Raw genomic sequence first — 23,586 nt, 5'->3', positions numbered from 1 at the left:
TTCGGCGAGTGCGCGGTCGCGCTTCATATAGAGGCCGATGTCATATTCATCGGTCATGCCGATGCCGCCATGCATCTGCACGCCTTCGCGGACCGACAGGCTGCAGGCGAGGCCAGCCTTGGCCTTGGCAACCGATGCGTAAAGCTCCGCGCGCGGATCTTCCTCGTCGAGGAAATTCTGCGCCTTCAGCACAGCTGAACGCGCCATTTCCATTTCGCCATAAAGATGCGCGGCGCGGTGCTGCAGCGACTGGAATTCGCCGATGACGCGGCCAAACTGCTTGCGCTGTTTGAGATAATCAAAGGTCAGGTCCATCGCACCGGTGCCGACGCCGACCATTTCAGCGGCCGACCCAGTGCGCCCGGCGTTGAGCATTTTGGACAGCACAGCCCAACCGCCATCGACATCGCCGATCACCGCGTCGGCGTTCACTTCGACGCCGTTAAGATCGAGGCGTGCGGCCATCGCCGAGTCGACCGTGCGGGCGGCATCGATCGAGAGCCCAGCGGCGTCCTTGTCGACAGCGAACAATGTCAGGCCGTCGGTTTCACCAACTGCACCCGCTGTGCGTGCCGCCACAATCAGCATATCGGCAGAGCTGCCATGCACTACGAACTGCTTGGCGCCGCTCAACTTGAATCCATTGCCGCTGCGTTCGGCCTTGAGCGCAATCTTTTCGGGATGGTGTTTCTTGCCTTCCTCGAGCGCGATGCCGATCACGGTTTCGCCTGCCAGTATACCCGGGAACCAGCGATCACGCATCGCCTTGTCAGCGGCTTTCAGCGCCTCGACAGCAACCACCGAGGTCGACAGGAAAGGCGAGGGCGAAAGGTTGCGTCCGATTTCCTCAAGCACGATGCCCGCCTCGACATGGCCCATGCCCAAGCCACCATCGGCTTCGGGGATCAGGATGCCGGTAAAGCCCATTTCGGCAAATTGCTTCCAAAGATCGTGGCTGAAGCCATCCTTGCAATCCATATCCCGATATTTGCGCAGATGCGCGACGGGGGCTTCGGTCTTCATGAAGTCGCGCGCGCTGTCGCGTAGCATCGACTGGTCTTCATTATAAGTCATGGCCATTTGTCAGGCTCCCGGCATGTCGAGAATGCGTTTGGCGACAACGTTGAGCATGACTTCGCTCGTGCCGCCTTCGATCGAATTGGCTTTGGTGCGCAGCCAGTCGCGTGCGCGCTTGCCGCCCTTCGAACGTTCGCTCTCCCATTCGAGTGCATCCGAACCACCTGCCGCCATCACCAGTTCGTGGCGCTTCTTGTTCAGTTCGGTGCCGATATATTTCATCAGGTTCGAATAGGCCGGATGCGCGGTGCCGGTTTTCCATTCGTCCATAAAGCGTTCGCTGTGCGCGCGGAAGGCGAGGCTTTCGACGTCGAACATCGCTAGTTGGGCGCGCAAAATGGGTTCATCGCCCAACGCGTCCTTGAAACCGCCGCCAAGGGACGCGGTGCCACCATCGCCGCCCATGCCCGAGATCATCTCGCGCTCATGACCGAGCAGATATTTGGCGACATCCCAACCGCGGTTGAGTTCGCCGACAATCTGGTGCTTGGGGACGACGACATTGTCGAAAAATGTTTCGCAGAAGGGCGAATTGCCCGAAATCAGCTTGATCGGCTTGGTGGTGACGCCCGGGGTCGTCATATCGAACAGCAGGAAGCTGATCCCTTGATATTTATTTTCCTTGTCGGTGCGGACGAGGCAGAAAATCCAGTCGGCCTTATCGGCATAGCTGGTCCAGATTTTCTGGCCGTTGACCACCCAATGGTCGCCCTTGTCTTCGCCAAAGGTTGCGAGCGAAACGAGGTCCGAACCCGAGCCTGGCTCCGAATAGCCCTGGCACCAGCGGATTTCGCCGCGCGCAATCTGCGGCAGATAGTGACGCTTCTGTTCTTCGGTGCCGAATTTGAGCAAGGCGGGGCCGAGCATCCAGATGCCGAAGCTGTTGAGTGGGCTACGCGCACCAGCGCGGGCCATTTCCTGCCGGAAGATCTTGGTTTCGGCGGGCGAAAGGCCTGCGCCGCCATAATCCTTGGGCCAATCGGGCACGGTAAGGCCTGCCGCTGCGCAACGGTCCATCCATTGCTTTTGCGCTTCGTTCTGGAAAACGAAGTTGCGACCACCCCAGCAGGTGTCGTCGTCGCCTTTGATCGGGGTTTTCATTTCGGGCGGGCAATTTGCCTCTATCCACGCCCTGATTTCCGTCCGGAATACATCCAGCTCGCTCATCGGGATTCTCCTAAAAAGTGCCGAATCACTATGTCCCATATTGCGCTTTACGCAAGCGTCAACTTGTGATGCGCGCTTTCCGTAACGGCATTTTTGCGCCCGTTGACCGCGCCTTTTTATAGGCACAGGATGGCGGAGAGAGAGTCGCGATGAGGAGAAGAATATGAGATTCGCTGGAAAGACGGCTGTCGTTACTGGAGCTGCATCGGGCATTGGCAAGGCCACCTGCCTGCGATTGGCCGAGGAAGGCGCGACCGTAATCGCTGCCGACATCGATGAGGAAGGCGGCAGCGAACTCGCCGCTACCTCCAACGGCAAGATATTCTTCAAGCGCACCGACGTGTGCAACGTCGCCGATATCAAGGCGCTGATGGATTATGCCGCCGAAAAGACCGGCGGCATCGACATTGTGTTCAACAATGCAGGCGCAGCCGGTGACCGTGCGCCGATTGACGAGATCGAACCCGAAGGCTGGGACCGGACGATGGACCTGCTGTTACGCTCGGTCGCAATGGGTATCCGCTATGCCGTTCCGCATATGAAGGGCCGCAAGGGCGCTTCGATTGTGAACACCGCGAGCATTGCCGCGCTTGGCGCTGGATATTCGCCATCTGCCTATGCTGTGGCGAAAGTTGGCGTCCTCCATCTTTCGAAAATGGCGGCGGCTGAGCTCGCCAAATTTGACATAAGGGTCAACGCGATTTGCCCCGGATTTATCAAAACCAATATTTTCGCGGCTGCGCTCGACGTGCCTTTGGAGCAACGCGATGCGGCCAATGTCATTATTCATGAAGTGGCCAATGCGGCGCAGCCGGTGAAGGGTGGCGGCAATCCCGAGGATATCGCTTCGATGGTCGCCTATCTCGCCAGTTCGGAAGCGCGCTTCATCACAGGCACACATATGGTCGTCGACGGCGGCATCACCATCGGCCCGCGCCACAGCTGGGATGAAAACGCCCCGGCAATGTTCGATTCGCTCGAAAGCTTCGTCGTCGCGGCGCAGGAATGACGATCACCTCGGACGGGCGCGTTCCAACGCGGATCAAATTCTTTCACGGCTTTGGCAGCATGGCCTATGGCGTGAAGGAGAACGGCTTTTCGACTTTCCTTTTGCTGTTTTACAATCAGGTGATCGGAATGGATGCCCGGCTGGTTGGCGCAGCATTGGCGATTGCAATGGTGGTCGACGCATTTGCCGATCCGATCATCGGCCATATGAGCGATCGAACCTATTCACGTTGGGGCAGGCGACTGCCTTGGCTTTATCTGGCGGCGATTCCGCTGGCCGCCTCATGGATGCTGCTCTGGCATCCGCCGGGGCTGGATGGGTGGCAGGCCTTTGCCTATCTGGTCGTCACTTCAATATTGGTTCGAACGCTTGTTTCGGCCTGCGAGGTACCGTCGGTCGCGATCCTGCCCGAACTGACGCAAGATTATGACGAGCGGACCAGCCTGATGCGTCTGCGTTATCTGTTCGCGTGGGCGGGCGGATTGCTGATGCTGTTCCTTGCCTATGGTGTGTTTCTGGTTTCGGACAAGGAAGGCGAGGTCGGGCAGCTGCTCGCCGAAGGCTATTGGATGTACGGTATCACCGGTGCCTGCCTGATGGCGTTCACCGTCCTGTTGTCGGCAATCGGGCAGCATAAGCGGCTCGCCCATTTGCCCGCCACGCAGCCTGACCGGACGACGGTGCGTGAGGCGATGCGCGAGATCTGGCATTCGGTTTCGCATCCGACCTATCTGGTGCTGATTTCGGCTGTCGCCTTTGCCGCGGTCAGCACGCAGGTCACCTATGTCCTGTCCAACTATCTCTACATCTTTGTCTGGCGTTTTCCCGAACGCTGGTTCCAGGCTTATCCCTGGTTGCTGTTCGGCAGCGTCATCATCGCCTTCTTCCTCGTCACCTATTTCAACAAAAAATGGGGCAAAAAGGATTCAGCCTTCCGTTTCATTTTCATCAATGCGGGATTTTGGATAACGCCGTTCCTGCTGTTTCTCGGCGGGCTCTGGCCACAGACCGGCGGTACTCTCTCGACGGCAATGGTGTTCGCATTTTTCTTCATCGCCAACTGCTCCGGCGTGATCATCCAGATTTCGGTTGCCTCGATGATCGCCGACGTGGTCGAGGTGAACGAGGAGCAAACTGGCAGGCGTTCGGAGGGGCTGCTCTATGCGGGAAATCTGTTTGTTCAGAAATGCGCGACCGGTGCAGGCATCCTGATTGGCGGTTTCATCATCTCGATGGCCGGGCTTCCGGAGAAGGCCAATCCAGCGACCGTTCCCGGGCCGGTCATCGACAGCCTGGTGATAGCCTATATCGGCACGATCGTGTTGCTTGGGCTTGGCACCATATGGCGGATCCGCAAATTCCCGATCACGCGCGCCGATCATGAGGAACGTGTTCGGCGTCTCGCCGAGGGCGAAAAAACAGTTGAAGCAGGGACCGGATAGGCCCAAGGAAATCAAGTTAACCGGACGATTAAAAAGAGGACGACTCGCATGGACTTTACCTTCACCGAACGCGAAACCTATTGGCGCGACCGCATCAAGAGCCACATCGACACCTACCTCCGTCCGCGTGTTGGCGACTATAAAAAGGAAATGGAAAGCGGCGACACCCGCTGGAAAGTCCTTCAAGTCCTTGAAGAGGAAAAGGCGCGCGCCAAGGCCGCTGGTCTGTGGAACCTGTTCATGCCGCCACAGGGTGCCAATCCGCACCTCGACACCTCTGTCGAATTCGAAGGTCCGCAGCTGACCAATGTCGAATATGCGCTGTGTGCAGAAGAAATGGGCCGCCTCGGATTTTCGTCCGAAGTATTCAACTGCTCGGCCCCCGACACCGGCAATATGGAAGTCTTCCACCGCTATGGCACCGCCGCGCAAAAGCAGAAGTGGCTGGTGCCGCTGATGAACGGCGAAATCCGTTCGGCCTTCCTGATGACAGAGCCTGCTGTCGCTTCATCGGACGCGACCAACATCGAAACACGCATGGTCCGCGATGGCGACGAATATGTGATCAACGGTCGCAAATGGTGGTCTTCGGGTCTGGGCGATCCGCGCTGCAAGGTTGCGATCGTAATGGGCAAGACCGACACTGGCGCGCAAAAGCACCAGCAGCAGTCGCAGATCATCGTGCCGATGGACGCGCCGGGCGTGAACATCCTGCGCCACCTGCCGGTCTTCGGCTATGATGACGCCCCGCACGGCCATATGGAAGTCGAACTGAAAGACGTTCGCGTTCCTGTCGACAATGTCATCCTCGGCGAAGGCCGCGGCTTTGAAATCGCGCAGGGCCGCCTCGGACCGGGCCGTATCCACCACTGCATGCGCACCATTGGCGTGGCAGAAGAAGCGCTGGAGAAAATGTGCCTGCGCCTCACCAGCCGCGTCGCATTCGGTAAGACCATTGCCGAGCACAGCGTCTGGCACGAACGTATCGCCCGCGCGCGCATCGACATCGAAATGACCCGTCTGCTTTGCCTCAAGGCCGCGCAGATGATGGACACGGTCGGCAACAAAGCGGCTGCCAACGAAATCGCGATGATCAAGGTTCAGGCACCCAATATGGCGCTGAAAATTATCGACGACGCCATTCAGGCGCATGGCGGTGGCGGTGTTTCCGAAGATTTCGGTCTGGCGTCGGCTTATGCGCACCAGCGCACGCTGCGTCTCGCAGACGGCCCCGATGAAGTGCACAGCCGTTCGATTGCTCGGATGGAATTGGGCAAATATGGCGGTGTGCGCGGCGGCGTTGAGCTGACCAGTGGCAATCTGGCGGTGACACGCTGATTGTTTAAAGCAACCCCCTCTCCCTTGGCGGGAGAGGGATAGGTAGACTTGCAAACTTGTTTGCTAGTCGGAGTTGGGAGAGGGTGGCAAGCTTTCGCTTGCGCGAGGCACAATGTCCTTTTTTGGGCCTCGCTACCCCGCTCCAAGACTTGCTAGGCAGCGAACTGCCAAGCAATTCTATCCTCTCCCGCAAGGGGAGAGGGAGGAGAGAAAATGAAGGCTGCTGTATTAATTGAACCGGGCAAACCGCTCGAAATCGAAACCCTGCAAATCTCGAAGCCGGGCCCGCATGAAGTGTTGATCCGCAATGCGGCCTGCGGGCTTTGCCATTCGGATCTGCACTTCATCGAAGGCACCTATCCGCATCCGTTGCCCGCAGTGCCGGGCCACGAAGCGGCCGGTATCGTCGAGGCGGTGGGTTCCGAAGTCCGCACGGTTAAAGTCGGCGACGCCGTCATCACCTGCCTGTCGGCCTTCTGCGGGCATTGCGAGTTTTGCGTCACCGGGCGCATGTCGCTCTGTCTGGGCGCCGAGACCCGTCGGGATGCCGACCAACCCTCGCGGCTGTCGCGCCCCGATGGCTCGCCGGTGAACCAGATGCTCAACCTTTCGGCCTTTGCCGAAATGATGCTGATCCACGAGCATGCTTGCACCCGCATCGACCCCGAAATGCCGCTCGACAGGGCGGCTGTGATCGGCTGCGCGGTGACAACCGGGGCCGGCACGATCTTCAACGCCTGCAAGGTGACGCCGGGCGAAACTGTGGCCGTCGTCGGCTGTGGCGGGGTTGGTCTGGCAACGATCAATGCGGCGAAGATTGCGGGTGCTGGACGCATCATTGCCTGTGATCCGATCCCTGAAAAGCGGGCGCTGGCGATGAAGCTGGGCGCGACCGATGTGGTCGATGCCTTGGCGGATGATGCAGCGGCTCAAGTCATTGAATTGACCAAAGGCGGCGTCGATCATGCGATTGAAGCTGTCGGTCGGCCCGCTTCGGGCGATTTGGCGGTCAAGTCACTACGCCGCGGCGGCACGGCGACTATCCTTGGCATGATGCCGCTGACCCATTCGGTCGGCCTGTCTGCTATGGACCTGCTCTCGGGCAAGAAACTGCAAGGTGCAATCATGGGCGGCAACCGCTTCCCGGTCGATATGCCGCGTCTGGTCGATTTCTACATGCGCGGTCTGCTCGATCTCGACAGCATCATATCCGAGCGCATCCCGCTCGAGCAGATCAATGAGGGCTTCGAAAAGATGAAAAAGGGCGATAGCGCGCGCAGTGTTATCGTGTTTGATCAATGAGCGAAGTCGCAGCAGTTAATGCCGATGAGGCCTTTGTCGGCACGGTCGAGCCGGAAGGGGCCGACAAGCTCGACGAAGGCCGCCTCACCGAATGGATGCAGGCCAATGTGGAGGGCTTCAAGGGCCCGCTGCATCTGACCAAGTTCAAGGGCGGGCAATCGAACCCGACCTACAAGATAGAGGCAGCATCGGGCAATTATGTGCTGCGGCGCAAACCCTTTGGCCCGCTGCTGCCCTCCGCTCATGCCGTGGATCGCGAGTATCGGGTGCAGGCGGGCATGTACAAGACCGGCTTCCCTGTCGCTCGCCAATATGGCCTTTGCACCGACGACAGCGTGGTCGGCAGCTGGTTCTATGTGATGGGCATGGTCGATGGCCGCACCATCTGGAACGGCGCGATGCCGGGCAGCAGCCCGGAGGAACGGCGCGCGGTCTATTGCGAGATGTTCGACGTGCTCGCGAAGCTGCACAATACCGACATCGAAGCGGCAGGGCTTTCCGAATTTGGCAAGCCGGGCAACTATTTCGGTCGGCAGGTTGACCGCTGGACCAAGCAATATCGCCTGTCCGAAACCGGAACCATGCCCGGCATGGAGCGGTTGATCGAATGGTTGCCAGCAACTTTGCCCGAACAGACGCGCACCAGCGTCGTCCATGGCGACTTCCGCATCGACAATGCGATTTTTGATCATAATGGCCCCAAATGTCTGGCCGTGCTCGATTGGGAATTGTCGACGCTCGGCGATCCGCTTGCCGATTTCTCCTATGTCGCAATGGCATGGGTCACCGAAAATGGCGGCCGTTCGGGCGTCAAGGATTTGGACCGCAAGGAACTGGGTATCCCCGAGCTGGAGGAAATGGTTGAACGCTATTGCGCCGCGACCAACCGTGACAGCATCCCCGACCTTAACTGGTATCTCGCCTATAACTTCTTCCGCCTCGCCGGCATCATGCAGGGCATCAAAAAACGTGTGATCGATGGCACTGCCAGCTCGGCCCACGCCAAGGCAATGTCCGACCGCGTGACCCCGCTGGTCGACAAAGCGTTGGAATTTGCGGTAAAGGCAGGGTCGGCTTAACATATATACTCCCCAACGACTTGCGTTGGGGAGGTGGCAGTTGCGCAGCAACTGACGGAGGGGAGTTGCAATGCCGAAAGCCCCTCCACCATCCTTCGGATGGTCCCCCTCCCCATCGCAAGTCGATGGGGAGGATATGAAGGAGAAAGCATGAGTCTTTTCGATATGAGCGGGCAAGTCGCCCTCATCACTGGATCATCGCGCGGGATCGGCAAGGCGATTGCCGAGGAAATGGCCGAACATGGCGCCAAGGTCGTCATCTCCAGCCGCAAGATTGATGCCTGTGAAGAGGTTGCCGCCGCGATCAACGCCAAGCATGGCGCAGGCACGGCGGTCGCGATCGCCGCCAATATCTCGTCAAAGGAAAGCTTGCAGCAGCTGGTCGATGAAACCCGCAAAGCCTTTGGTAAGATTACTGCGCTGGTCTGCAACGCGGCATCGAACCCCTATTACGGCCCGGCGGGCGGGATCAGCGATGACCAGTTCCGCAAGATCCTAGACAACAACATCCTGTCGAACCATTGGCTCATCCATATGGTCGTGCCGGAAATGCTCGAACGGGGCGAAGGTTCGGTGACAATCATCTCGTCGATCGGTGGGCTCAAGGGTTCAACCGTGCTCGGCACCTATGCCATTTCCAAGGCGGCGGACATGCAATTGGCGCGCAACTTGGCTGACGAATTTGGTCCGAAAGGCGTGCGCGTGAATTGCATCGCACCCGGCCTGATCAAGACCGATTTTGCCCGCGCGCTATGGGAAAACCCAGACAATCTGGAGGTTTCGACCCGCCGTTCCTCGCTCCGCCGCATTGGCGAGCCGGACGAGATAGCGGGTGCAGCGGTATTCCTCGCCAGCAAGGCGGGTGGATTTACAACCGGACAAACCATCGTCATCGACGGCGGCAACACATCAAGCGGAGGATGAACATGGGCGCTTTGACAGGCAAGGTAGCGATCATAACGGGTGCCGGATCGGGCATTGGCCGCGCCTCGGCGCTGCGTTTTGCAGCTGAAGGCGCGAAACTGGTGATAGGCGACAAGACCGAAGCGGTCTTTGAAACGGCTAAACAGGTCGAGGCGGCCGGCGGCACCGTCACCGCGCTGCAGATCGATGCCGGGGTTGAGGCCGATGTCGCCAAGCTCGTCGCAACCGCGACCTCCAGCTATGGCGGCCTCGATGTTGCTTTCGCCAATGCCGGGATCATCGGCGACATGGGCGGGATTTTCGAAATCGATCCAGCGGCGATGGCCGAAACTTTCCGCGTCAATGTCATCGGCCCCGCGCTGATGGTCAAGCATGCGGGCAAGGCGATGGTCGATCAGGGGCGCGGCGGTGCTATCGTGCTGACCGCCAGCGTCGCGGGTCTCAATTCGGGGGCAGGGCCGCTCACCTATTCGGCGTCAAAGGCGGGGGTCATCAACCTTGCCAAGACGGCGGCACAGCAGCTGACAACATCGGGCGTGCGCGTGAATGCAATCTGCCCCGGCCTCACCGAGACCGGAATGACCAAACCGACCTTCGACTATGCCCGTTCAAAGGACGTGATGCACAAGGTGGGGCAGCTGAACCCGCTGAAGCGCGCCGCACAGCCAGACGAACTGGCCAATGTTGCGCTGTTCCTGGCATCCGATCAGGCAAGCTATGTAAATGGGCAGGCCATCGCGGTCGATGGTGGTCTCACCAGCTCGCATCCCGTCACACGGCAATTATTGGGACAGACGGCGCATTGATATGAGCGACACCACAGCACATGAACTCGGCTTCCTGCCCGACCGGCTTGCCCGGATCGGCACATTCATCCAGAGCAAATATCTCGATAGCGGCAAACTGCCTTTTGGCGCACTGCTGATCGGGCGCGGCGATGAGATGGCGCATACATGGGCGTCGGGCGTCGGCGAAGATGCCATTTTCCGTATCGCCAGCATGACCAAGCCGATCACCTCGATCGCCTTCATGCAGCTGGTGGAGCAGGGCAAGGTTGCGCTCAGCGAACCGGTCGCCAAATATATCCCCGAATTCGCCAATCTGGGCGTGTTCATGGCTGGCGGGGGCAATGTGCCCTTCACCAGCCGTCCGCCGACGACGCGGCTCAACATCATCGATGTGCTGCGTCACACCACCGGCTTCACCTACAGTTTTCAGGAACGCACGCCGGTCGATGCCGCCTATCGCAAGACCGAGCTTGAGCACTGGATGAAGAATGACAGCCAGAGCTTCATCACCCATCTGTCGCAAATTCCGCTCGAATTCGATCCGGGCACCTGCTGGAACTATTCGGTGTCGACCGACGTTCTCGGCATATTGGTGGAGCGTATTTCGGGTCAGTCGCTGGGCGATTATTTCCGCGAACATATTTTCGAACCGCTCGGCATGAAGGATACAGGGTTCAAGGTCGCCGCCGATCAGGCGCACCGCATTCCGCCCTGCTATGCCTTCCACCCCAAAGACAAGATGGTGCAGACTGACAAGGCCGGCGTCGACAGCCTGTGGGCGCAGGGGTGGAAATTTGAATCGGGCGGCGGCGGGTTGGCCTCGACCGTCCAGGATTATCACCGTTTCTGCCGGATGCTGCTCAATGGCGGTGCGCTGGAAGGCGTGCAGATTATCAGTCCCAAGACATTGGAACTAATGACCGCGAACCATTTGCCCGGCGGCGGCGACCTGACCCAGCACTCGAAATCGCTGTTCAGCGAGGCGGAAAATGCTGGTATCGGTTTCGGTCTAGGCTTTGCCTGCAATATCGATCCGGCGGCAACGATGCTGGCTGGCTCAAAGGGCGAGTTCTACTGGGGCGGCATGTATTCGACGGCGTTCCTGATCGACCCGGTCGAGGATCTGATCATGGTCTTCATGACCCAGCTCGCGCCCTCGTCAACTTACCCGATCCGGCGCGAAATTCGCACGATGATGTATGCGGCTTTGGCGGCTTAGAGATATCCTCCCCATCGATTAGCGATGGGGAGGTGGCATCGCGAAGCGATGACGGAGGGGAATTGCGGCGTTGCTGGCCCCTCCACCATTTGACGCTTCGCGCCAAACGGTCCCCCTCCACCCTGAGCTTGTCGAAGGGCAAGTCGATGGGGAGGAATTAGAAAGGAAGTAATATGCAATCCGTAACCACCTCGCAGGACGGTGAAATCCTCGTCCTTTCGGTCAACAACCCTCCGGTCAATGCGCTGAGCTGGCATGTGCGGCAGGGCATTTCGGACGGCATCGAACAGGGACTGAAGGACGATAGCGTCAAGGCCATCGTCATCCGTTGCGAAGGGCAGACCTTCATCGCTGGCGCGGACATCACCGAATTCGGCAAGCCGCCGCAAGGTCCCGATTTCAACGCCGTACTCAATACGATCGAAATGGCCACCAAGCCGGTGATTGCCGCGATCCATGGCACCGCATTGGGCGGTGGTCTCGAAACTACGCTCGTATGCCACTACCGTATCGCTGTTCCCTCGGCAAAGCTGGGTGTGCCCGAGGTCAAGCTGGGACTGTTGCCTGGTGCTGGCGGCACACAGCGGCTGCCGCGCCTTGTCGGCATCGAACAGGCCGCCGTGATGACCTCGCTGGGCGAACCAATCTCGGCGCAAAAGGCGCTCGATACCGGCCTGATCGACAAGCTGGCAGGCGAAGACAGCCTTGCCGCCGATGCCGTCGCCTTTGCCCGCGAATGCGTGGCCAAGGGCCCGCGCCACACGCGCGACCTGCCGGTCAAGGGCGACACCGCGATCATTGCCAAGCTGGAGGCGGAAAATGCCCGCAAGTGGAAGGGCTTTGATGCGCCTTATGCGAACCTGCGCTGCGTTGCCGCAGCGGCCGAAAATCCGAACATTGAGGATGGCCTGAAATTCGAGCGCGCCGAATTCATGAAGCTGATGATGGGAAGCCAGTCGGCAGCCCAGCGGCACATGTTCTTCGCCGAGCGTCAGGCAGCCAAGATCGACGGCCTGCCCAAAGACACCCAGCTGCGCGACATCAAGAAAGTTGGCGTGATCGGCGCAGGCACAATGGGCGGCGGCATCACGATGAACTTCCTCCAAAAGGGCATCCCCGTCACCATCGTCGAAATGGTGCAGGAAAATCTCGATCGCGGCGTTGGCGTGATCCGCAAGAATTACGAGGCTTCGGCTGCCAAGGGTCGCTACACCAGCGATCAGGTCGAAAAAATGATGGGGCTGCTCACGCCCTCGCTCAGCCTTGACGATCTGGCCGATTGCGATCTGGTGATAGAGGCGGTCTATGAAAGCATGGACGTCAAGAAGGATGTCTTCGGAAAGCTCGACAAGATCTGCAAGCAAGGCGCGATTCTTGCCTCGAACACCAGCTATCTCGACGTGAACGAGATTGCGGCTTCAACCTCGCGTCCACAAGATGTGCTCGGCATGCACTTCTTCTCGCCCGCCAATGTAATGAAGCTGCTTGAGGTTGTCCGCGGCGACAAAACCGCGGACGATGTGCTGGCAACCGCGATGGCGATAGGCAAAAAAATCGGCAAGATCGCTGTGGTTGCAGGCGTCTGCCACGGCTTTATCGGCAACCGCATGCTCAGCCAGCGCCAGCTTCCGGCCAATGCGCTGCTGATGGAAGGGGCATCGCCCGAACAGATCGACAATGTCTTTACCGACTTCGGCTTCCCGATGGGGCCGTTCCAGATGGCTGACTTGGCCGGCATGGATATCGGCTGGCACCGAGACACCTCGCTGGAGCCAACCAATGTGCGCGAAGCCATGTGCCTCGCCGGTCGTTTCGGGCAAAAAAATGGCAAGGGCTTTTACGACTATGACGAAAAGCGCAACCGCACGCCCAGCCCCGAAGCGCTTGCCATCATCGAGGATTTCCGCAGCCGCTCGAACATCCAGAAACGCGCTATCACCGATCAGGAAATCATCGAACGCTGCCTCTATCCGATGGTCAATGAAGGCTATCTGATCCTTGAGGAAGGCAAGGCGCAGCGCGCCTCCGACATCGATGTCGTCTGGATCTATGGCTATGGCTGGCCGGTCTATCGCGGCGGCCCGATGTTCTGGGGCGACCTTGAGGGGCCCAAGAAGATCGTCGCAGCGCTGGAGAGCCAAGGCGTGAAAGTCGCCGATTCGCTGAAAGCAAAAGCAGCCTGATTTCGTTCTGTCGCCGGTGAGTTGAAGCTCTCCGGCGACGGGTCGAATATGAACAACGGTTCATCTCGCGACTCTGGCAGGTCACCGACTAGATATTGTGGCGAAACCCCCGCACGGCCATCAGGCTGACACAAAATAAAGGTTCGGGGTCGCTTTTCCATGTTCCGCAAGAAACTTGTCGCCGCTCTCGGCGCACTTGCCCTTCTCATTCCCGCTCAGGCGATGGCGCTGCAATGCGCGCCCTTTGCGCGCGACGTGTCGGGAATCGAAATTTTCGGCAATGCGGGAACCTGGTGGGGGCAGGCTGCGGGCAAATATGCGCGCGGCAATGAGCCAAAGGTTGGCGCTGTGATCGCATTCAAGCCGACCCGTTCAATGCCAATCGGCCATGTCGGCATGGTCAGCAAGATTGTTTCGGATCGCGAAGTTTTGATCGATCATGCCAACTGGTCGCTGATCAACGGCCGTCGTGGCCAGATTGAACGCGGTGCGCGCGTACTCGATGTATCGGCAGCAGGCGACTGGAGCGAAGTGCGCGTCTGGTACGCGCCGGTCAATGGCCTCGGCACCTCCAGCTATCCGCTCTATGGCTTCATCTACAAGGACGGTGCCAGCGTCGAAGCCTGATCAGCTTTCGAGCGGCTTGGGTGCATCGTCGAGCGCCTTGCGGCCCCAGACGATCAGATAGAGCAAGGCAATCCCGATCAGGATGAAGGTCGCTGGCTCCCACCAGTTGAACAGCGCAACGCCGATGGCGGGCGTGACAATATAGGCAGAGCCGCTGAGCGATGCGATCTTGCCAGCGACATCGCCTTGTTCAAATCTGCGTACCGCGAGCGACGCGCCCGTTGTGAAGCCCGGGCGGAACAGGCCGAAGCCCAGCGAGGCGAGCGCAAAGCCCAAAGTGATGCCGTAAAAGTCGAAACTTACTCCAACGAGCGTGATACCGAGAAGCGCAAGGAATGCACCCCACAGCACCGACGCGCGCGAACCGATCTGCAGGATCGGGATCAACCCCCATTGCGCGAGCAAGGTCGCCATTGCACCGACGAACATCACCGATCCGGTTGCCTCAACCGTCTCCTTGGGCAGATCGTGCAGGCCAAGCCGGTCGCGGATCAGGAAGCCCACCACACCCAGCATGATCGCCTGTGCATGGCCACCAATCAGGCCCGCGACCAGCCAGTTGGCAAATCGCTCGTCACGCCAGGGCAGGCGTACTTCCTCGCGGGGCAGGGCATTGTCTTCCTCGATGCCTTCTTCGACCTCAGGCTGGTTGACCGAGGCGGCAGAGGGGTAGGAGGTGACGATCCCGCGCGCAGCAAAGCGCGGTGTATCATTGGGCAGCCGCAGCTTGAGTGCGAAAAGGACCAGCACACCAAAGCTGGCAAAAACCACCAGCGGTCCGGCCAAGCCGAACGGCTCGAAAATCAGGAAGTGAGCCAGCGCCGGGCCGATGACCGTGCCGAGGCCGAAGGAGGAGGCGAGTAGCGACAGCGCCTTGGCCCGCTCCTCCCTCTCGGTACGTGCGGCGATATAGGCTTGGACTGCGGGCGGCGCGGCGGAACCGAAACCGCCATATAGGCTGCGGAAGATGGCGAAGATGATGAAGGTTGCCGCGGGTCCGATAAAGCCTTCAAGGCCGAGCCAGAGCACCAACCCGCACAGCCCCATCGACGCGATAAAGCCGATCACGCCGAGTGTCATCAGGGCCTTGCGCCCGCGTTTGTCAGACAGCCGGGCCCATTTGGGCGCGGTCAGCACCCACAGCAAAGCCGACCAGCTGAACGCCAGGCTCACCCAGACATCGGCAATGTCGAGCTTGCTGGCAATCGCGGGCAGGGCGGATTGCATCGCGGTGTTGCCCGCGGCAGCCACCAGCATCACCAGAAACAGGATCGTCACCCGATCGGTGGGAATGGCCGGGCTTTTGGGCATCAGGGCTTCACCCAATCGTAGCTGCGCGTGACCGAGGCGACATGCAGGTCGTACCAGCTGTACCAGCGGTCACGCCCCGCATCGCGGATCGCCTTATGCTCGGGATGGTCGCGCCACGCTTTGGCGGCGGCTTCGTCGGCCCAATAGCTGACGGTGATGCCGATCCGATCTGCGCCACGCGCTGAATTGATGCCGAGAAATCCGGGTTGCGCGCTAGCAAGCTCGACCATTGCGTTGGCAGCAACGGCATAGCCCGCATCATCCGCCAATGTCCGCTCGGCAACAAAGATGACCGCAACGGTCGAGGGCGGGTAAGTCGGCATAGTTCATCCATAGGATTGAGTTTACGTTTGGGGCAACCCCGCGCTGTCGCTTTATCGACTTTTTTGTTTAACCTGCTTGCATCGTGGGCGCGCATTTGCGAGTGCGGTTGCTTACTGTATTACAGCCCCAAGGCAGATTGATGAACGACGGTTCGGTAGCACTCACTTCGAAGATCGAACGCATCAAGGCATCGGTGCAAAGATTCTTCGGCCCCTGGGGCGTATTCTTCAAAGGCTTCCTGAAGCATCCGGTGATGGTCGGCTCGATCATCCCATCCTCGCGCTGGACGGTGCAGAAGATGCTCGCGCCGGTGAAGTGGGATGAATGCAAGCTGTTCGTCGAATATGGTCCGGGCGTCGGCACCTTCTGCCAGCCTGTGCTTGACCGGATGCGCCCGGATGCAACGCTTTTGGTGATCGACACCAACCCCGATTTCATCGACTTCCTCCGCAAGCATTTCCGCGACAGCCGCTTCATTGCGGTGAACGGCTCGGCTGCCGATGTGAATGACATCATTCGCGGCTTTGGTTTTGAACATGCCGACTATGTGCTGTCGGGCCTGCCATTCTCGACACTGCCGGGCGATCTCGGCCCCAAAATTGCCGAGGAAACCGGCAAGGCGATCCGCCCGGGCGGCGCTTTTCTGGTCTATCAGTTCCGTGCCCGCGCGCGCGACTTCATGGAGCCGCATTTCAAACGCATCGACAATGGCTTTGAACTGTGGAACATCCTGCCCTGCTATCTGTTCTGGGGCTGGAAGGGCTGATTACTGGCCCGGCAATCGCTTCTGCAGCATTTGTGTGATGCGCAGCGAAATGCGCCGTCCGATATTATAGTCGACGCTATTGACGAGCAGATAGGCAATCGACCAGCGCAGCCGGTTGAACCAGGATAAGCGGTTGCGATGATGCTCAGCCGTCTGCACTTCGCTCGCCAACGCTAGCTCACCCGCCAGCCTGCGCAGATAATCCGCCAGTTTTGCGTCTTCGATCCGCAGCATCAGTTCCTTGTTGATGAACAGGCTGCGGATATCGAGATTGGCCGAGCCGATATAGCACGCATTGTCGATAACCAGCAGCTTGGTGTGGAGCAATTGCGGCTGATACTCGCAAATCTGCACGTCCCGCTTGAGCAAATAGCCATAAAGGATACGCGCAGCGCCGATGGTTGCGCCATTGTCGGTCCGCCCCGCCAGCACGAGCCGCACGTCGCCGCCTTTGCGCGCCGCCTTCGCCAGCCGCCGCAGGATTGTCTGTGTGGGGGAGAAATAGGCGGCGACGATGTCAATCGTCCGCGCATTTTGCAGGTCGCGCTTGAGTGCCAGCGCCCAGGGTGAGATGCGGTTGGTGGGACCACCCACCAGCCATTGCAACGGTCCGGTTCCCGGTTGCCAGGTGCGGATCAATCGGCGCAGCGCGAGCAGCCGCACACCACCATCGGCCGAAAGCCGGATCAGTTCTGAAATATAGCTCGAAATCCGCGCAACTTCCGGTCCCGATATGGTCAGGCCCATATCCTCCCAACTATCATCGCCGCGTCGCCCGAAATATTGGTCGGTGATGTTGAAGCCGCCAATCAAGGCGTGTTGATTGTCAATCACCAGCAATTTCTGATGGTTGCGGATTAGATAGGAAAGCCGCCAGCGTGAGCTGAAAAAATGATAGCTGCCGCCCGCTTCGGCTATAGGCTGGAAAAAGGACACAGGCACTTTTGCGGAACCAAAGCTGTCGACAAGCACGTCGACCTGCACACCCCGAAGCGCCGCCGCCGCCAGTGCGTCGCGGACCTCGGTCCCGCTGGTATCGTTGTGGAACATATACATGCTGAGCGTCAGACTGTGTCTGGCAGATGCGATCAGCAGCAGCAGGCTTTGCAGCCGTTCCTCGGGATCATGCAGGATATGGATGATGTTTCCGGCGATTTCGAACCGCTTTCCTGGTAATTTCAAAGCGGTTTTTGGTGCCTCCATATAGGGCAGATAAGACGTCGCAGCGTGACAAGCAACCGGCGCAAGCGCGTGCTTTCCGTTGACAAGACGGGCCTCAAGCCCTAATTGCGCTCGACTTTCCACACATTCAAAGTGATTCAGGAGCCGACATGGCGCGCGTTACCGTTGAAGATTGCATCGATAAGGTCCCCAACCGTTTCGATCTCGTTTTGCTCGCTGCAGAGCGCGCACGCGAGATTTCCGGTGGTGCGGAGCTGACCATTGATCGTGATCGCGACAAAAACCCGGTCGTTGCCCTGCGCGAAATCGCGGAAGAAACCGTCCGTCCGGAGCATCTGAAGGAAGGCCTGACGCAGTCGCTGCAAAAGGTTCAGGTTGACGAGGACGAAGAAGTCGATGACATCGGCTCGCTCGCCAAATCGGCAGAGGCCCTGCGCCTTACTGCTGCGGCACCCGCCCGCAGCGCTGGCGTCGCCCGCGACTACGACCGCTAAGCCAGTTTGACTATACCGTAGTGCTGAGCAGCAGTTGCGCGAGCAACTGCGTCTGTCGAAGCACGCCTCACAGCTTGACGCTGATCTGAGAAACGCCCTTTGACAGGCTCAGGGCTACGGTGCAGTTTCGGTGGGCGGCGCTTCGCCGTCACCCAATACCCGCATCTTTATCTGGCCGCTTTCGAGCAGCGGCGCAGCTATGGCTGCTATCCGGCCCTGCCGTTCGGTCACCAGCGCGCGATTGAAAAATGTGTTGGCGATAACATCGGCGATCTGCAGCCCTGCCAACCGATGGCTGTGTTCCAACTGGGTGGTGCCGCACGGCCCAACCAGTTTGGCAATATCGGCGCGAATGGCGGACAGAGTTTCGGGGCCATAGCGCCCGTCATCGATAATCACGCTGTCGCAACCCGGAATTTCGGGTAGCATTGCGCCGACCACATCCTCGAGCAGCGCCGCATAGACATCAATGTCGTGATCGCCACGGTCGGCATTTTTTTCGGGCACCAGCGCGGAGATCGCGATGCCGATGGTAATCTTTGCTCCGCTATCCTTCACCAGTTCGAACAATAGCGCGCGTTCGGCAAAATCGATGCGACTGCCTTTCACTTCGCCATGATAGCCGGTCACGGTGCGGAAACGGGCGATCAGCGCTTCGGCTGCGGTTTCGTCGATATCGACTGCCGCCAGCGTCATCACCCCTCGCCCGACACCACCTGACTCATCGCAATATATTGGCATAGGGGGATGCTAGCGCGGGTTCAGGTGCAGGGATAGCGCTTCTTCATCACATCGAACATCGCTGTCGTTATTGTCGTCTTCGGCCGGGCGGCAGGTGGATAAGTCCGCAAATGCGCGAGCAGCTGGTCGGAGTTGAGCGCTGCCTTTTTGGGCGGGCAGCTATGTGGAGCGCGGCCTGCCTTTTTGTCTGCTACGATCGTTTCGCGATAGGTTTTGCCTGCCGCATTCGCTTCACCATAAAGAAGTTTGATATCGGGAGAACCGAGCGCGCCCAGCCCTTTGGCCTTCAGTGCATCTGCTTTGGCAAGGAATGTTGCAACATTCATGTCGCCGGCACCAGCAACGGCGGGGGCCGCGAGTCCCACCAGTACAAAACATGCAAACGCACCGATATTGCGCATATACCATTCTCCAGTCAGTTACCCGCTGGACGGTAGGCCCGCCAATTTGAATGGCAAGTGAATCAGCAAACTAAGCTGTGCCCTCACGCACCCTGCGGGCTGGTTCCGCCGACGCTTGTCCGCTTGCCTCGTCCCGCTTTTGGAATGGCGGTGCCAACCGTCGGAATATCGGTTGGTTGTACGGTCTTGCTGCCATCGCGCTCGAACTTTCCGGTTTTGAGCAACTGCGTGATTTCGTCACCCGATAGGGTTTCAAATTCGAGCAAGGCCTCCGCGAGCAGATTAAGCTGCTTGCGGTGTTTTTTGAGCAAAGCAGTCGCCTTGGCGTAGCCACCTTCAACAAGCTTGCGGATTTCGGCGTCAATCTTCTTGGCTGTCTCGTCCGACATCGCCGAACGCTGCGTCATGCCATAGCCCAGATAGCCATCCTGCTTTTCTTCATATTGCAGCGGGCCCATTTCGTCGGACATGCCCCATTGGGTTACCATGTCGCGCGCAAGGCTGGTTGCATATTGGATGTCGCCCGATGCGCCGCTGCTGACCTTGTCGTAACCGAAGACCAGTTCTTCGGCGACGCGGCCACCCATGCTGACCGCCAGATTGGCGTGCATCTTGTCACGGTGATAGCTGTAATTGTCGCGTTCGGGCAGGCGCATCACCATGCCCAGCGCACGACCGCGCGGGATGATGGTGGCCTTGTGGATGGGGTCGGATGCGGGTTCGTGGATCGCGACGATGGCGTGGCCAGCTTCGTGGAAGGCGGTCATGCGCTTTTCGTCTTCGGTCATCACCATCGACCGGCGCTCGGTGCCCATCATCACCTTGTCTTTGGCGTCTTCAAATTCCTTCATGGCAACCAGTCGCTTGCCACGCCGCGCCGCGAGCAGTGCTGCCTCGTTGACAAGATTGGCGAGGTCGGCCCCTGAAAAGCCCGGCGTGCCGCGTGCGATAACGCGCGGATCGACATCGGGGGCCAAAGGCACTTTCTTCATATGAACGGCCAAAATCTTCACGCGACCGTCAATATCGGGGCGCGGAACGACGACCTGACGGTCGAAACGACCGGGGCGCAGCAAGGCAGGGTCAAGCACGTCGGGGCGGTTGGTCGCGGCGATGATGATGATGCCTTCATTCGCCTCGAAACCGTCCATTTCGACGAGCAACTGGTTCAGCGTCTGTTCGCGCTCGTCATTCTGGTTGCCAAGGCCAGCGCCACGGCTGCGGCCTACAGCGTCGATTTCGTCGATAAAGACGATGCACGGCGCATTTTTCTTCGCCTGATCGAACATGTCGCGGACGCGAGACGCACCAACACCGACGAACATTTCAACAAAATCCGAACCCGAAATGGTGAAGAAGGGAACGCCTGCCTCACCCGCAATCGCGCGCGCCAGCAAGGTTTTACCTGTACCCGGCGAACCGACGAGCAACGCACCCTTGGGGATTTTGCCGCCGAGACGGCTGAATTTGTGCGGGTCTTTCAGGAATTCGACAATTTCCTGCAGCTCTTCGCGCGCTTCGTCGATGCCGGCGACATCGTCAAAAGTGACGCGGCCATGCTTTTCAGTGAGCATTTTGGCCTTGGATTTGCCAAAGCCCATCGCCCCGCCTGCGCCGCCGCCTTTCTGCATCTGGCGCAAAACGAAGAATGCAATGCCGAGGATCAGAAGGAAAGGCAGCGCCTGATAGAGCAGGATCAGCCATAGGCTGGGTTGCTCTTCGGGCTTGCCCTGCACATCGACGCCTTTTTCATCGAGCAGCTTGTAGAGTTCGGTGTCGCCCTGGATCGGAACGGTGACGATCTGCTCGCCATTGGAAAGCTCGCCGGTAATCCGGTCAGGCGAAATCGCGACCGATTTGACCTCACCAGCCTCGATTTTATCACGGAAATTGGAATAGCTGATACCGGTGGAGGCCGCATCATTCCCACCGCTGAAGATCGATACGACCAGCAGCAAAGCCACCATGATACCCGCCCAGATCATCAGATTGCGGGCGAGGGGGTTGCCTTTGGGTTCCTGTTCGTCGTTCATTTCGGACTTCCAATGATGGGAGAAATACCAACCTAATGTAGGTCACAAAAGGTGAATGGCAATATAAGCCTTGGGCTAAGGCGCGCGAAAAATCCGATCAGACTAATGATTTCCGCCTCTGGGGGGTGCAGGTTCGACATGCCACAGCGATCCGCCGGTGCAGACAAGGTCGCCGATCGTCAGTTTTCCGCCCGCTTTCAGCGTTTCGAGTGCGCGGTCGATCGTGTCGCCGCGCGGTGTGATTTGCGGGTCCTGGATTTGCAGCGTGCGGATCAAAAGGCGGCGCACAATTTCGGGCGGTAGGCCAGCCGGATCAAGTGTTGCACCGCGATTCTCGGTGGCTACAATCCGCTCAGGCTCCAACCGCGCCGCCAGCCATTCGAGCGCTTCATGCGATTGGCGCAACGCCGTGACGGTGCGCGAAATGCGGGTGGCATTGAGCAGCGGCGGCGCCGATTTCAACCAGTTGCGGATTTGCACCCGGTCGAAATCTACATTGGCGTTGCTCGGGTCGTCACAGGGGGTGACGCCTGCTTCAGCGCAGACCTCGACCAATTGCGCCTTGGTAAAGCCCAGCAAGGGCCGGATGATGCGGCCATTGCTCTCGCGGATGGCCGAAAGCCCGGCGATCCCGCTGCCCCGCGCGATGCGCATCAGCAGCGTTTCCAACTGGTCATCGGCATGGTGTGCGGTCGCGATCCAGCGCAGGCCCTGTCTGTCAGCCCAGTCGTTGAGCAGGCGGTAGCGCACCTCGCGGGCGGCGGATTGAAGGTTGCCGGTGATGGGTTCTTTCGGCGTCAGGATAATATGCGGAATGCCGCGTTCGGCGCAGAGACGGGCGACAAAGGCGGCCTCGTCGGCGGCTTCGGGGCGCAGGCGATGATCGACGGTTGCGACGCTGATCGCCTTGGGAAAGGCTGCATGGGCGAGGAGCAGCAGCGCCAGACTGTCAGGCCCGCCCGACACCGCAAGGCCGATCTGCGGCAAATCCAACATCGCCGGATCGCCCCCGGTCAGCCGACCGAGATCATGGGCGAACATAGGTAAGATGTCTCTGGATGATCCCGCCATCCTACCGGCCTTAAGCCCGGCTTTTGGCCTTGGCTATCGCCTTATTTGCACTTCGCCTTCTTGCGCCCTTCGGCCAATCGCGACGCCAGACGTCCGCTGGCTTCCGAAGGATAAGCACTCGCCAACTGGCCAAAAGCCTCACATGCCTCGGGCGCCTTGCCCAGATCGGTCAGCGCATCGCCCAAGAAGTACAGGCTTTCCGGCGCGCGGTCGCCTTTCGGATCATTTTTGTAATTGTCGTAGAATACCTTCACCGCAGTCGCCGGCTTGCCATCATCCAGCCAAGACCGGCCCAGCAGGTTCCGCGCATAGCTGGCGCGTTTATGCTTGGGATATTTGGTGATTGTATCCTGCAACTGAACCTGCGCTTCGGGATAGAATTTGGCTTCCCACAGGCGATATCCATAGGAATAGCCATCTTCAAAACCATCTCCGGTCGAAGGCCGCTCAATCGCCGCGACGGCAGAAGTCCTTGCAGCCGTGGGCTTTGCCGGAGTTGTCGTTTTTGCAGCCGCAGGATTTGCTTTGGGGGTGCTTGCGGTTTTTACCGGTGTTGCAGCGACTTTGGTATCGGTTTCAGCCACGCTGGCGGTGGTCGCAGCCGGAACCGCGTTGAACGATTTGACCTGGCCTTCCAGCGCTTTCAACCGCTCGTCCATCGCCTTCATTCCGGCACTTTGCGTCTCGACCTGTCCGGTTAGTGTCGCCAATTGCGATTCCAGCGCATCAACGCGCCCGATCAGGTCAGAAACCGCGCTGGACGATGGCGTTCCGGTCGTCGCGGGCTTGGTTCCATCGGGCTGGATTTCGGGTTCGAAGAATTTTCCTGCGCCGTCCGGAAAGACTTTGCGCTGGACGGCCTTCATTTCTTTTTCCAGTTTGACAACGCGGCCTTCGACATTCGTATCCTGCGCCTGTGCTGCGGGCACTGCGGAAAATATTGCTGCTGCAGTCAGGAAATATCGGAACTTCATCTCAGCCCTCCCGGCTAACAAACTGGATTTTGCGACTTTTGCGCATTTCTCTCTCCAGATTAACTATAACTGACCCGGAATCCCGAATAAAGCCTTTGACAGACAAAAGCTCCAAAACGCTGCAAATAACTGTG

The 23,586-nt window shown here is 59.1% G+C and carries 22 protein-coding genes; 12 read left to right on the top strand and 10 right to left on the bottom strand.

Features of this window, described 5'->3' with window-relative positions:
• Together ABL922_RS06230 and ABL922_RS06225 are read right to left on the bottom strand one after the other, a co-directional pair.
• The coding region (locus ABL922_RS06230; protein WP_349023344.1) for an acyl-CoA dehydrogenase family protein at nt 1-1,080 on the bottom strand (1,080 nt) is incomplete at its 3' end.
• Nucleotides 1,081-1,083: 3 nt separating this feature from the next.
• Entirely contained in the window at nt 1,084-2,244 is a 1,161-nt protein-coding gene (locus tag ABL922_RS06225; RefSeq protein WP_349023343.1) for an acyl-CoA dehydrogenase family protein, read from the bottom strand.
• A 163-nt stretch (nt 2,245-2,407) separates the two neighbouring features.
• Here ABL922_RS06225 and ABL922_RS06220 point away from each other — a divergent pair, with 163 nt between their 5' ends.
• The 10 genes from ABL922_RS06220 (at nt 2,408) to ABL922_RS06175 (ending at nt 14,155) form a co-directional block, all read left to right on the top strand.
• Nucleotides 2,408-3,253 carry an SDR family NAD(P)-dependent oxidoreductase gene (locus tag ABL922_RS06220; protein ID WP_349023342.1) on the top strand — a complete coding sequence of 282 codons (846 nt, stop codon included), beginning with the start codon at nt 2,408-2,410 and terminating at the stop codon, nt 3,251-3,253.
• Entirely contained in the window at nt 3,250-4,695 is a 1,446-nt protein-coding gene (locus ABL922_RS06215) for an MFS transporter (protein ID WP_349023341.1), read from the top strand. The genes ABL922_RS06220 and ABL922_RS06215 overlap by 4 nt, the downstream gene beginning before the upstream one ends.
• Before the next feature lie 48 nt (nt 4,696-4,743).
• Nucleotides 4,744-6,033 carry an acyl-CoA dehydrogenase family protein gene (locus ABL922_RS06210; RefSeq protein WP_349023340.1) on the top strand — a complete coding sequence of 430 codons (1,290 nt, stop codon included), beginning with the start codon at nt 4,744-4,746 and terminating at the stop codon, nt 6,031-6,033.
• Nucleotides 6,034-6,246: 213 nt separating this feature from the next.
• Nucleotides 6,247-7,335, top strand: a complete 1,089-nt coding sequence (locus ABL922_RS06205) for a Zn-dependent alcohol dehydrogenase (protein WP_349023339.1) — start codon at nt 6,247-6,249, stop codon at nt 7,333-7,335.
• Nucleotides 7,332-8,414 (top strand): phosphotransferase family protein, encoded by a 1,083-nt coding sequence (locus ABL922_RS06200; protein WP_349023338.1) that lies wholly within the window; start codon nt 7,332-7,334, stop codon nt 8,412-8,414. The genes ABL922_RS06205 and ABL922_RS06200 overlap by 4 nt, the downstream gene beginning before the upstream one ends.
• Before the next feature lie 150 nt (nt 8,415-8,564).
• Nucleotides 8,565-9,338 carry an SDR family oxidoreductase gene (locus ABL922_RS06195; RefSeq protein ID WP_349023337.1) on the top strand — a complete coding sequence of 258 codons (774 nt, stop codon included), beginning with the start codon at nt 8,565-8,567 and terminating at the stop codon, nt 9,336-9,338.
• 2 nt (nt 9,339-9,340) lie between these two features.
• Nucleotides 9,341-10,144 (top strand): SDR family oxidoreductase, encoded by an 804-nt coding sequence (locus ABL922_RS06190; protein WP_349023336.1) that lies wholly within the window; start codon nt 9,341-9,343, stop codon nt 10,142-10,144.
• Between the two features lies 1 nt (nt 10,145).
• Nucleotides 10,146-11,345 carry a serine hydrolase domain-containing protein gene (locus ABL922_RS06185; RefSeq protein WP_349023335.1) on the top strand — a complete coding sequence of 400 codons (1,200 nt, stop codon included), beginning with the start codon at nt 10,146-10,148 and terminating at the stop codon, nt 11,343-11,345.
• A 173-nt stretch (nt 11,346-11,518) separates the two neighbouring features.
• Nucleotides 11,519-13,528 carry a 3-hydroxyacyl-CoA dehydrogenase NAD-binding domain-containing protein gene (locus tag ABL922_RS06180; protein WP_349023334.1) on the top strand — a complete coding sequence of 670 codons (2,010 nt, stop codon included), beginning with the start codon at nt 11,519-11,521 and terminating at the stop codon, nt 13,526-13,528.
• A 159-nt stretch (nt 13,529-13,687) separates the two neighbouring features.
• Nucleotides 13,688-14,155, top strand: coding sequence for a CHAP domain-containing protein (locus ABL922_RS06175; RefSeq protein WP_349023333.1), 468 nt, complete (start codon nt 13,688-13,690; stop codon nt 14,153-14,155).
• Here ABL922_RS06175 and ABL922_RS06170 read toward each other — a convergent pair whose 3' ends face one another.
• Together ABL922_RS06170 and ABL922_RS06165 are read right to left on the bottom strand one after the other, a co-directional pair.
• Nucleotides 14,156-15,466: an MFS transporter gene (locus tag ABL922_RS06170; RefSeq protein WP_349023332.1), complete on the bottom strand. Its 1,311-nt coding sequence runs from the start codon at nt 15,464-15,466 to the stop codon at nt 14,156-14,158. It abuts the gene before it with no gap.
• The gene (locus tag ABL922_RS06165) at nt 15,466-15,789 is read right to left on the bottom strand and encodes an antibiotic biosynthesis monooxygenase (protein WP_349023331.1); all 324 of its coding nucleotides are present in this window, start codon (nt 15,787-15,789) and stop codon (nt 15,466-15,468) included. Before ABL922_RS06165 ends, ABL922_RS06170 begins: the two co-directional genes overlap by 1 nt.
• A gap of 140 nt (nt 15,790-15,929) precedes the next feature.
• Here ABL922_RS06165 and ABL922_RS06160 point away from each other — a divergent pair, with 140 nt between their 5' ends.
• Nucleotides 15,930-16,556, top strand: a complete 627-nt coding sequence (locus ABL922_RS06160) for a methyltransferase (RefSeq protein WP_349023330.1) — start codon at nt 15,930-15,932, stop codon at nt 16,554-16,556.
• Here ABL922_RS06160 and ABL922_RS06155 read toward each other — a convergent pair whose 3' ends face one another.
• Entirely contained in the window at nt 16,557-17,759 is a 1,203-nt protein-coding gene (locus ABL922_RS06155; RefSeq protein WP_349023329.1) for a cardiolipin synthase B, read from the bottom strand.
• 128 nt (nt 17,760-17,887) lie between these two features.
• Between ABL922_RS06155 and rpoZ the strand changes: the two genes are divergently transcribed.
• Nucleotides 17,888-18,232 carry a DNA-directed RNA polymerase subunit omega gene (rpoZ, locus tag ABL922_RS06150; protein ID WP_324333639.1) on the top strand — a complete coding sequence of 115 codons (345 nt, stop codon included), beginning with the start codon at nt 17,888-17,890 and terminating at the stop codon, nt 18,230-18,232.
• Between the two features lie 114 nt (nt 18,233-18,346).
• On the opposite strand, the gene ABL922_RS06145 is transcribed toward rpoZ, so the two are convergent.
• The 5 genes from ABL922_RS06145 to ABL922_RS06125 all read right to left on the bottom strand — a co-directional run bounded on the left by ABL922_RS06145 (nt 18,347) and on the right by ABL922_RS06125 (nt 23,452).
• The gene (locus tag ABL922_RS06145; protein WP_349023328.1) at nt 18,347-18,973 is read right to left on the bottom strand and encodes a DUF3800 domain-containing protein; all 627 of its coding nucleotides are present in this window, start codon (nt 18,971-18,973) and stop codon (nt 18,347-18,349) included.
• Nucleotides 18,974-18,993: 20 nt separating this feature from the next.
• A complete protein-coding gene (locus tag ABL922_RS06140; RefSeq protein ID WP_349023327.1) occupies nt 18,994-19,374 on the bottom strand; it encodes a hypothetical protein in 381 nt (126 codons plus the stop codon).
• A gap of 83 nt (nt 19,375-19,457) precedes the next feature.
• A complete protein-coding gene (gene ftsH, locus ABL922_RS06135) occupies nt 19,458-21,407 on the bottom strand; it encodes an ATP-dependent zinc metalloprotease FtsH (RefSeq protein WP_349023326.1) in 1,950 nt (649 codons plus the stop codon).
• 102 nt (nt 21,408-21,509) lie between these two features.
• On the bottom strand, nt 21,510-22,478 hold the full coding sequence (gene tilS, locus ABL922_RS06130) for a tRNA lysidine(34) synthetase TilS (protein ID WP_349023325.1): 969 nt from the start codon (nt 22,476-22,478) through the stop codon (nt 21,510-21,512).
• Nucleotides 22,479-22,519: 41 nt separating this feature from the next.
• Entirely contained in the window at nt 22,520-23,452 is a 933-nt protein-coding gene (locus ABL922_RS06125) for a tetratricopeptide repeat protein (RefSeq protein ID WP_349023324.1), read from the bottom strand.
• Between the last annotated feature and the right edge of the window lie 134 nt (nt 23,453-23,586).

The sequence above is a fragment of the Sphingorhabdus sp. genome, assembly GCF_040079335.1.
Taxonomy (GTDB): Bacteria; Pseudomonadota; Alphaproteobacteria; order Sphingomonadales; family Sphingomonadaceae; genus Sphingorhabdus_B.
The sequence above is the reverse complement of the archived record's forward strand: the minus strand, read 5'-3'. Positions and strand labels throughout refer to the sequence as shown.